General features: G+C 73.8%; 8 protein-coding genes. 4 read left to right on the forward strand and 4 right to left on the reverse strand.

Features of this window, described 5'->3' with window-relative positions:
* Nucleotides 1-62 precede the first annotated feature (62 nt).
* Both IE318_RS20895 and IE318_RS20900 read left to right on the forward strand, forming a co-directional pair.
* Nucleotides 63-869 carry an N-formylglutamate amidohydrolase gene (locus IE318_RS20895; RefSeq protein WP_189902534.1) on the forward strand — a complete coding sequence of 269 codons (807 nt, stop codon included), beginning with the start codon at nucleotides 63-65 and terminating at the stop codon, nucleotides 867-869.
* A gap of 57 nt (nucleotides 870-926) precedes the next feature.
* On the forward strand, nucleotides 927-2,204 hold the full coding sequence (locus IE318_RS20900; protein ID WP_189902536.1) for a cytochrome P450: 1,278 nt from the start codon (nucleotides 927-929) through the stop codon (nucleotides 2,202-2,204).
* Between the two features lie 21 nt (nucleotides 2,205-2,225).
* Here IE318_RS20900 and IE318_RS20905 read toward each other — a convergent pair whose 3' ends face one another.
* From IE318_RS20905 to IE318_RS20915, 3 genes are read right to left on the reverse strand one after another with little or no spacing between them, the layout of a single operon-like run.
* A complete protein-coding gene (locus tag IE318_RS20905) occupies nucleotides 2,226-2,687 on the reverse strand; it encodes a hypothetical protein (RefSeq protein ID WP_107473267.1) in 462 nt (153 codons plus the stop codon).
* Nucleotides 2,688-2,707: 20 nt separating this feature from the next.
* A complete protein-coding gene (locus IE318_RS20910) occupies nucleotides 2,708-3,346 on the reverse strand; it encodes an RNA polymerase sigma factor (protein WP_078916997.1) in 639 nt (212 codons plus the stop codon).
* Nucleotides 3,343-4,779 (reverse strand): S8/S53 family peptidase, encoded by a 1,437-nt coding sequence (locus IE318_RS20915; RefSeq protein ID WP_189902538.1) that lies wholly within the window; start codon nucleotides 4,777-4,779, stop codon nucleotides 3,343-3,345. Before IE318_RS20915 ends, IE318_RS20910 begins: the two co-directional genes overlap by 4 nt.
* A 164-nt stretch (nucleotides 4,780-4,943) precedes the next feature.
* On the opposite strand from IE318_RS20915, the gene IE318_RS20920 reads away from it, so the two are divergent.
* A complete protein-coding gene (locus IE318_RS20920; RefSeq protein WP_229903640.1) occupies nucleotides 4,944-7,508 on the forward strand; it encodes a CHAT domain-containing protein in 2,565 nt (854 codons plus the stop codon).
* Nucleotides 7,509-7,531: 23 nt separating this feature from the next.
* On the opposite strand, the gene IE318_RS20925 is transcribed toward IE318_RS20920, so the two are convergent.
* Complete coding sequence (locus IE318_RS20925) at nucleotides 7,532-9,334, reverse strand: ABC transporter ATP-binding protein (protein ID WP_189902542.1); 1,803 nt, start codon at nucleotides 9,332-9,334, stop codon at nucleotides 7,532-7,534.
* A gap of 367 nt (nucleotides 9,335-9,701) precedes the next feature.
* Between IE318_RS20925 and IE318_RS45045 the strand changes: the two genes are divergently transcribed.
* Nucleotides 9,702-10,378 (forward strand): ABC transporter substrate-binding protein (locus tag IE318_RS45045; RefSeq protein ID WP_229903639.1); only part of this gene is annotated, 677 nt, incomplete at its 3' end.

The following is a 10,378-nucleotide window of genomic DNA, read 5'->3' on the forward strand; positions in this document are numbered from 1 at the left end:
CGCCCGGCCCGGGCGCACCTGCACAGCACCCCGTCGGCCCGTCCTCGTCCCGGAGTCGCCCCATGTCCTCAGCCGCTGCCGCGCCGCCGTCCTTCGAGGTGCTGCCCGGCGCCGCCGACTCACCGGTCATCCTGCATGTGCCGCACGCGGCGCGGGAGATACCGCCGGCCGTCCGGGCCGGCATCGTGCTCGGTGACACGGCGCTGGAACGCGAGCTGGACCACATCACCGACGCACACACCGACCGGATCGCCGAGGAGGCGGCCCGGCTCTCGGCCCGCACGCCGTGGCGGTTCGTCAACCGGCTGTCCCGGCTGGTCGTCGACCCGGAGCGGTTCCCGGACGAGCGGGAGGAGATGACGGCGGTCGGCATGGGCGCCGTGTACACGCACACCACACACCGCGAGGTGCTGCGGACCGCGGACACCGACCCGGAGCCCCTGATCGACCGCTGGTTCCGCCCCTACGCCCGGGCCATGACCGAGGCCGTCGCGGACCGGCTCGCCGCCACCGGACGGGCCGTGATCGTGGACGTGCACTCCTACCCGGCGACCGCCCTGCCCTACGAACTGCACGGCGAGGGCCCCCGGCCGCCCGTGTGCCTGGGCACCGACGCCTTCCACACGCCGCCGGAGCTGGTGCGGCAGGCCCGCGAGGTCTTCGGGGACCTCGGCGAGACGGGCCTGAACAGCCCGTTCGCCGGGACCTATGTGCCGCTGGAGTTCTACGGCCGTGACGCACGGGTCGGCGCTCTGATGGTCGAGATCCGCCGGGACACGTACATGACCGAGCCGGGCGGCCCCGCGGGCCCCGGTCTCGGCCGGCTCGCCGAGGCGCTGGCCGCCCTCGTCGACGGCCTGGGCGGCTGACCTCCGGCTGGAGCACTCCGGCGCGACAACCGGCAGGGGCGCGGCGAGGGTTGACGTATGACGCAGGAGATCACCACGCCCTCGCCCACCGGGGTGACGCCGTCGCCCGTGGAGCGGCCGGCGCCGCCCCCTGCCGAGCGGCCGGCGCCGCCTCCCGTACGGGACTGGCCCGCGCTCGACCTGGAGGGCACACAGTTCGATCCGGTGCTCACCGAGCTGATGCGCGAGGGCCCGGTCACCCGTGTCCGGCTGCCCCACGGCGAGGGATGGGCGTGGCTGGCCACCCGTTACGACGACGTCAAGCTGGTCACGAACGATCCGCGGTTCAGCCGCACGGAGGTCACCCGGCGCCAGGTCACCCGGCTGGCCCCGCACTTCAAGCCGCGCCCCGGCTCGCTGGCCTGGGCCGACCAGCCCGACCACAACCGGCTGCGCAAGCCGGTCGCCGGTGCCTTCACGGTCGGCGCGATGAAGCGGCTGCGGCCCCGGGCGCAGAAGCTGCTGGACGAGCTGGTGGGCGCGATGCTGCGGGACGGGCCGCCGGCGGACCTGGTCGAGCGGGTGCTGGAGCCGTTCCCGATCGCGGTGGTCGCCGAGGTGATGGGGGTGCCGGTCGCCGAACGGGAGCAGGTGCACACCTGGACCCGGCAGATCATCTCCACCTCCGGCGGGGCCGAGGCCGCCGACCGGGCCAAGGAGGGCATGTACGGGTGGATCGCGGCCACGATCCGCGCCCGCCGGGACAGCACGGCGCAGGACGTGCTGTCGCTGCTCGGTGCGGCGGTCGGCCGGGGCGAGATCTCCGAGGAGGAGGCGGTGGGCCTGGCGGGTCCGCTGCAGATCGGCGGTGAGGCTGTCACGCACAACTGCGGCCAGATGCTGTTCCTGATGCTGACCCGGCCGGAGCTGATGGCGCGGATGCGGCAGCGGCCCGAGGCGCGCGGCCCGGTCCTGGACGAGCTGCTGCGGTACATCCCGCACCGCAGCACCGTGGGCCTGGCCCGGATCGCGCTGGAGGACGTCGAGGTGCACGGGGTGCGCATCGCCGCGGGCGAGCCCGTCTACGTCTCCTACCTGGCCGCCAACCGGGACCCGGACGTCTTCCCGGACCCGGACGTGATCGACCCCGACCGTGACCCCAACCCGCATCTGGCGTTCGGCAACGGCCCGCACTACTGCACGGGCGCCGTCCTCGCCCGGCTGCAGACCGAGCTGCTGGTGGACACGCTGCTGGACCGGCTGCCGGGTCTGCGGCTCGCGGTTCCGCCGGGCCAGGTCGCCTGGCGCCGCCGGACGATGATCCGCGGTCCGCAGACCCTGCCGGTCACCTGGTGAGGCCCCCGGACGCGCCTGTCATCACGCCCGCAGCCACTCCGTGACCACCACGTGCCCGCCCGTGCGCAGCCGCAGCGCGAACGGGCCGGTGGGCGGGGCGTCGGCGGTGAAGCGGCCCAGGTCGTCGGCCGTGAGCCGGGCTCCCGCCCCGGGACCGCTCAGTACCTCGATCCGGGCGGGCTGCGGCGGCATCACCTGTCCCATCAGGCCGTCCCCGGAGACCTCCACGTCCACGGTCAGCTCGCCGGCCTGGAAGGTCAGCATCCGCGGCACGTCCGTGGCGCCCCTGACCGGCAGCGCGTGGAGCAGCGAGTCGAAGGTCAGCTCGGCGATGCGGGCGTCCAGGTCGTGCAGCGCGTAGGCCTCGACGGCCAGTTGGCGCAAGGCTTCCGGCACCGGGTCCAGGACGGCGGCGGCCTGCCGCAGTTCGTCCTCCAGCACCGCCTCCTCGAACCCGCCGGCGCCGTCGTCGCCGTCCCTCATGAGGGTGTGGTCGTCGTCGTTCACGAGGTCCCCCGTGCGTCGAGTCGTGCGCGCAGGCGCCGCAGACAGCGCTGGCGCAGTGGTCCGATGCTGCCCACGGCGACGCCCAGCGCGGCGGACACCTCCTGGTAGCTGGGCGGCGGCGAGGCCATCAGCACCCGCAGCAACTGGCGGCAGCGGTCGCCGAGTCGCTCGAACTCCTGCCACAGCCGGCGGATCCGCTCGCTCTGCGCGGCGGCCTCCTCGGAGTCGAGCAGCGACTGCTCCGGCGAGCCGTCCTCGCTGACCCGGTCCAGCAGCTGCGGATCGTCGGTCACCGTCAGCCGGCTCAGGCTACGCAGCGTCTTCAGGCACTCGTGGCGCGCGGTGCTCGCCAGCCAGGAGCCCGCCTTGTCCGGTTCCCTGATGCGCCCCAGGTGCTGGGCGAAGCGGAACCAGACGGTCTGGTACACCTCGTGCCCGTCGGCGTCGGAGAGCCGGTGCGCGCGCACCACCGACCACACCAGCGGGCTGAGCCCCTCCACCAACGCCTTCCAGGCCGACGCGTCCCCGTCGACGGCGGACTGGACGAGCGCGCCGACATCTGCACGATCCACCAACTCACCCCTCGTGTACGGCATGTCATCGTACGCCGCGGAGGGGATTGTTCCGGTACTCATGCCGGCACAGCGGGCCGGACGGGCACCGGGCGCCAGGTGGGCGGGCGCAGCGCCGGGACGTGCGCCCCGCGCACCTCCGCGTACTCGGTGTTGGCGGACAGCAGTTGCCGGCAGGCGGTGCGCGGGTCGCGTTCCTTGCGCGCGCTCATGTGGGCGGCGACCAGGCCGGCGGCCACCGGGGCGGCGAAGGAGGTGCCGCTCCAGTGCGCGTACCCCTCGAACATCACCTGGTCCGCCTTGCCCCCGGTGCTCTCCCGCGTCTCGCTCAGCAGGCCGGTGTGGCGCGGGTACTGGCAGGTGCAGGCGTACTGGAAGCCGAACCGGCAGGCGTCGTACGTGGAGTGCTGGTAGACGTACGGCACGGGGCTCGCGAAGCCGGTGAGCGCGCTGGTGAGCCGCTCGCCGGGGGCGTACGCCCGCACCCAGGCGCCGTGGTTGCTGAAGCAGGCGCCGAACTCTCCGTCGCTGCGCAGCGCGCCGACGGACAGGACGCAGTCGGCCCAGTCGTCGGACAGGCCGGCGTAGGCGGCGGGCCAGAACGGGGTGGCGCTGGAGTTGTTGCCGGCGGCGGCGACGAGCAGGGTGCCGCGGGCGCGCAGTTCCCGCATGAAGGCGTCGACGCCGAGCAGGCCGTCGACACGGCCGTTGGAGCTGCCGGCGGAGAGGCTGATGATGTCCGGCCAGCCGTGCTGGTCCACCGACTCGAACAGCTTGTGCCCGAAGTCGGACTCGAGGATGGCGCCCGCGTCGTTGAGGGTGTTGCGGACGGTGATGTCGGTGTTGGGCGCGACCGCGGCGACCAGTCCGGCGATGAACGTGCCGTGGCCGACGTACTGCTGGAGGACGCCGTCCCCGTCCGTCTCCCGTACCTGGCCGTCGCCCGTGACGTGGGCGAGCAGCGGGTCCGCGCGGTAGTCGTGGGTGAGACCGGTGTCGATGACCAGGACGCCGACGGCGGTTTCCGGGTCGTGGGCGTCCTCGGCGGGCACGGGATTGGTGCCCTGGCTGAACGGGGCGGGCACGGGCTCGTCGCCCGGGCAGGCGTTGACCGCGATGGACACCACGTGGTTGCGGCTGATCAGGCGACGGCCGGCCCGGCCCTCGGGTTCGCGCAGCGCGCGCAGGGCGTGCGCGACGGCGAGGTCGCCGCCGCGGTCGCCGGCCGAGGGGTCGCCGACCTGGATCCGGGTGATCCCGGTGCGGTTGGTCTCGGGGCTCGCCCGGCGCACATGGTCGGCGCTGAGGTCGGGCGCCGCGGTGAAGTGCGTGCGGACGGTGTCCTCGACCAGCCGGGCCTCCTCGCCGTCGCGGGCGAGGACGACCCCCTTCTCGTAGAGGAACTCGGCCGAGTCGTCCGGGCCCATCGCCAGGGGGACGTCGGGCATCGAGCGCTGGATCTGGTCGAACTGCTCGTGGAATCGCTGTGGTGCCATGGCGTGGGTGTCCTCCCCTTGGGGCGATGGTCGTACAGTCAGAGCCTCCGGGCCCCCGATTGATACAGCGTCGAACACCGGGGACGCGGTTCCGGCGTCACTTCGGTGCCACTACCATCCGGTGGGTGACAGCGGGAAGCGAGTCGGTTCCGGAACTGCTGCCGATGGTGTTCGCTGACCCGGCCGAGGCGCTGGCCCGGGCGCGGGCGCTGCTGGACGCCGGTCCGCCGCCGCTGCACGCCTCGGTGGCGCACCAGGTGATCGGTATCTGGCAGCGGGACTTCGGCGACATGCGCCCGGCCCTGCGGCATCTGCGGCGCGCCCGGGACCTGGCGGCGCGGGCGGGCTCGGCCGAGCGGGAGGCCGACGTACTGGCCACCCTCGGGGTCGCGCTGGTGCACGCGGGTCGCACCCGGGACGGGCTCGCGGCGTTCGAGGAGGGCGTGGCGCGCGGGACGGGGCACACCCGGGCGCGGGTGCTGTACCGGCGGGCGTACGTGTGGTGGGTGCTGGGCCGGCACCGTCAGGCGCTGGAGGACGTACGCCGGGCCGTTCCCGTGCTGCGGCAGGCCGACGACGTGATCTGGACGGCGCGGGCGCTGACGCTGCGGGCCACGGTGCATCTGGCGCTGGGCGCGGTGGAGCGGGCGGACGCCGACTTCACTGCGGCGGAGGCGCTGTGGGACACCACCGGCCAGGAGCACGACAAGGCCGACGCCGTGGAGAGCCGGGGCCTCGCGGCGTTCCGGCGGGGCGACATTCCGGCGGCGCTGCGGCTGCTGGACGAGGCCGAGGAGCGCTACGCCAAGCTCGGCACGCCCACCTTCATGCTGAACATCCGGCGCTGCGAGGTGCTGATGGCGGCGGGGCTGGCGCCGGAGGCGCTGGCCGAGGCGGACACGGCGATCGCCGAACTCGACCGGCTGGGCGGCCAGTCGACCCGCAAGGCCGAGCTGCTGCTGGCGGCGGCGCGCGCCGCGCGGCTGGCGGACGACCCGCACACGGCGATCGCGCGGGCGACGAAGGCCGTGCGGCTGTTCGCCGGTCAGCGGCGCACCTGGTGGGAGACGCATGCCCGGCTGGTGCTGATCGAGGCGCGGGTGGCCGTCGGGCGCCGCTCCGGCCGGCTGGTCGCGGACGCCGCGGCGGTGGCCGAGCGGCTGGCCGCCTTCGGTTCTCCGGCCGCGCCGGAGGCGTCGTTGCTGGCGGGCCGGATCGCGCTGGCCCTGGGCCGGTCGGCGGAGGCGGAGCAGCATCTGGCCGTGGCCGCGCGCAGCCGGCACGGCGGGCCGCCGCTGGCGCGGATGACGGGTTGGGCCGCGCAGGCGCTGCGGGCGCGGGCGGCCGGCTCGGGCCGGGGTGTGCTGGAGGCCTGCCGGCGCGGCCTGGACGTGCTGGACGACCACCGGATGACGCTCGGTGCCTCCGAGTTGCGGGCACGGGCCACCGCGCAGGGCGGTGAACTGGCCGCGCTGGCCCAGGAGTCGGCCCTCGCCTCGGGTGAGCCCCGGCGGCTGCTGGTGTGGAGCGAGCGCTGGCGGGCCACGGTGCTGTCCGCGCCGCCGACCCGGCCGCCCGCCGATCCGGCGCTGCTCAGTGGCCTGACCGCGTTCCGGGAGATCGCCGCCCGGGCGCAGGAGGCCCGCCAGGACGGCCATCCGGTCCCGGCGCTGGAGCGGGAACAGCGGCGCCTGGAACGGGAGATCCGCTCCCGCACCCTGCATCTGCGCGGTGCGGCGCCGGGTGGCGGCGACCGGTTCGAGCCGGGCCGGCTGCTGGCGCGGCTCGAGGACGCGCGGCTGGTCGAACTGGCCGTGCTGGACGGCCGGGTGCATGTGCTGCTGTGCGGGGAGGGGCGGGTACGGCGCTTCGAGGCCGGCCGGCTCGCGGACGCGGTGGTCGAGGCGGAGCATGTGCAGGCGGGGCTGCGGCGGCTGGCCCACCCGGGGGCGGCGGCCCGGCTGCCGCTGGTGGAGGCGGCCGGGCGGCGCCTCCAGGAGCTGCTGCTCGGTCCGGCCGCCCGCCACCTGGGCACGGGAGCCGTGGTGGTGGTGCCGCCGGGCTCGCTGCACCGGGTGCCGTGGGCGCTGCTGCCGGCGCTGCGGGAGCGGGTGCTGAGCGTGTCGCCGTCGGCGAGCAGCTGGCTGCGCGCCCGCGAGACGGAGCCGCCGCCCGACTCCCGGCAGGTGCTGGTGCGCGGCCCCGGTCTGGCGACCGGCGGCGCGGAGGTGCCGGAGCTGGCCGGCCGGTACGGGTCGCCGACCGTGCTGGAGGGCGACGCCGCCCATGTGTCGCGGGTGCTGCGGGAACTGGACGGGGCCGCGCTCGCGCACATCGCCGCGCACGGCACCTTCCGCGCCGACAGCCCGCTGTTCTCGTCGCTGACGATGGCCGACGGCCCGCTGATCGTGCACGACTTCGAGCGCCTGGACCGCAGCCCGTACCGGATCATCCTGTCCTGTTGCGACACCGCCCGGTTCGCCTCCGTCGGCGCCGACGAGCTGCTCGGGCTGGTCACCGCGCTGCTGCCGCTCGGCACGGCCGGGGTGGTGGCGTGCAGCGCACCCGTCAACGACGAGGCGGTGGTGCCGTTGATGCTGGCCCTGCACAAGGGGCTGGGCGCCGGCCTGTCCCTGGCCGAGGCCCTGCGCGACGCGCGGGCCGGGCTGCCGGGCGATGCGACGCACCAGGCCACGGGGTGGGCGTTCTCGGCGTTCGGCGCGGCCTGACGGTCCCAGGGAGGGCGTACGGCTCAGGCGGCCGAGGAGTCGAGGAAGCCGCCCGACTGGTGGTGCCACAGCTTGGCGTAGGCGCCGCCCGAGGCGAGCAGCTCCTGGTGCGTGCCCTGTTCGACGATCTCGCCGCGGTCGAGGACGACGAGCCGGTCCATGCCGGCGACCGTACTCAGCCGGTGCGCCACCACCAGGGCCGTACGCCCCTCCATCAGCCGCCACAGCGCCTCCTGGACGAGGATCTCGCTCTCGGAGTCCAGCGCGCTGGTGGCCTCGTCGAGCAGCAGGATGGGCGCGTCGCGCAGGATCGCCCGGGCCAGGGCGACCCGCTGGCGCTGCCCGCCGGACAGCTTCACCCCGCGCTCGCCCACCATGGTGGCGAAGCCGTCCGGCAGCGCGTCGGCGAACTCCGTGACGTGGGCCGCCTCGGCCGCGCGGCGGATCTCGGCGTCGGTGGCCTCCGGCCGGGCGAACGCGATGTTGTCGCGCAGGGTGCGGTGGAACATCGCCGGGTCCTGCGGCACATAGGCGATCAGGCCGCGCAGGTCGGCCTGGCGCAGCAGGCTGATGTCCTGACCGCCGATCAGGATCCGGCCCGAGTGGATGTCCGTCATCCGCAGCAGCAGCCGGGTGAGCGTGGTCTTGCCGCCGCCGGACCGGCCGACGAGTCCGACCTTCGCCCCGCTGGGCACGGTCAGGTCCAGCCCGTCGAAGAGCGGCTCGGCGGCGCTCCCGTGGGCGAAGGTCACCTTCTCGAAGCGGACGTCGGCGGCCGCCGGGGACAGCGGCTGCGGCGACACCGGGTCCAGTACGGTCGGCGGCACCAGCAGCAGCTCGGTGAACTGCGCGGCCTCCGTCATCGAGCTTTCCAGCCGGCGGTAGATCTGGTTGAACTCGAACATGATCCGCGTGGCGTTGGTGTAGTACGTGAAGGCGACGACGACCGCCTCCACACTGTGCCCGCCCCCGCCGAACGCGACGGCGAGCAGCAGCCCCAGCGCGTTGGTCAGCACGGACATCGGCGCCACCAGCGAGTCGATGCGCAGGTTGCCGTAGTCCCAGGACCGCAGCGACAGCCGCCGCGACTCCGCGACCCGGGCCCGGTGTTCGGCGGCCTCACGCTCCTCCGCGGCGAACGCCCGCACCGTCTCCATGTTCATCAGGCTGTCGGCGACATGGCCCGACACCCGAGCGATCGCCTCCTCGCGCTGGTCGACGAGCGCCTGACGGCGGCGGACGAGGGGCGCCACGCACAGCGCCGTCGCCGCGATCATCACCAGCAGCCCCACGACGAGGAGCGGTTGGTAGCGCCACAGCACCACCGACCCGAACACCAGCGGCACCAGGCTGCCCACGACCTGGAAGGTCAGCGTGTCGACGAACTCCTCGAACCGGGAGGCGAAGCTCAGGACCCGCTTGGTCAGCGACCCGGCGAAGTTGTCGTGGAAGAAGGCGGCGTCCTTGGCGAACAGCTCGTCCATGCCGATCACGTACAGCTGCTCGATGCCGAGGGCATCGAGGCGGTTCAGGCAGTGCAGGCCGACGCGCCACAGCGCCTCGGCACCCAGCATGACGCCGGCGAACCCGAGGACGTAGGGCAGCGTCGCACCGAGGCTCACCCGGCCGTCTCCGGCGATGCGTGCGACGAGCTTCGCCACGACCAGCGGCGCGATGTAGTTGAGGCCGATGTTGCCCACCGCCGGAAGCAGCATCGCGGGCACCGTCAGCCGACGGAGCCGGGACAACTCCCGTCCGTAGCAGCGGAGTGCGAGCAGCACCGCGCCCCTGCGGGGCGATGCCTCTCGTGAGTCGGACGACACCATGCCCCCATCCCGTGGTCTCGTACGGCGGCCCGGAGCCGCCCCCGTGGTCCGCGGCCCTGCCACCGAGTACGTACGGGCAGGCCGGGAAGGGGAGTGTCCCGCGACGGCAGGTGCCCAGTCCAAGCGTTTTCCGGCCGCCGCACGACGAGAAGCCGAACCGTCACACGGGCTCGGGCAGCTCCCGCGATGCGTGCCGTCTCGAGACGCGAGATGCTGACGTCCATCATATGAACATCCTCTTGGGGTGAGCGCCACCTTCTGCCACGATCCCTATCAGCCAGGTAGGAAAACTAGGGAATCGCTGGATTCCCTCAGCACCGCGCCGTTCCGTACCTCCCTGATCGTCCATCCCAGAGAGGACACCTCCGTGTCTGCCGCAAGACCGCTCACCGCCCTGCGCACCCTCGCCGTCGCAGCGGCGCTCCCCCTCCTGCTCACCGCCTGCGGATACGGATCCGACTCCACCGACGACAGCGGACAGCACGCGGCCGCGGCGGGCGCCGAGAAGCTCTCCGCCGACGAAGTGAAGATCGGCTACTTCCCCAACCTCACCCACGCCACCGCTCTGGTGGGCGTCCAGGAGGGCTTGTTCCAGAAGGAGCTCGGCGGCACCACGATCAAGCCCCTGACCTTCAACGCCGGCCCGTCCGAGATCGAGGCGCTGAACGCCGGGTCCATCGACATCGGCTGGATCGGCCCCTCCCCCGCCATCAACGGCTACACCAAGTCGAACGGCAAGAACCTGCGGATCATCGGCGGATCCGCCTCCGGCGGCGTCAAGCTCGTCGTCAACCCGAAGAAGATCAAGTCCCTGAAGGACGTCGAGGGCAAGAAGATCGCCACCCCCCAGCTCGGCAACACCCAGGACGTGGCCTTCCTCAACTGGGCCGCGGAGCAGGGCTGGAAGGTCGACCCGCAGAGCGGCAAGGGCGACGTCTCCGTCGTCCGCACCGACAACAAGATCACTCCGGACGCCTACAAGTCCGGCTCCATCGACGGCGCCTGGGTGCCGGAGCCGACCGCGTCCAAGCTGGTCGCCGAGGG

The organism is Streptomyces spiralis, from assembly GCF_014654675.1.
GTDB lineage: Bacteria > Actinomycetota > Actinomycetes > Streptomycetales > Streptomycetaceae > Streptomyces > Streptomyces spiralis.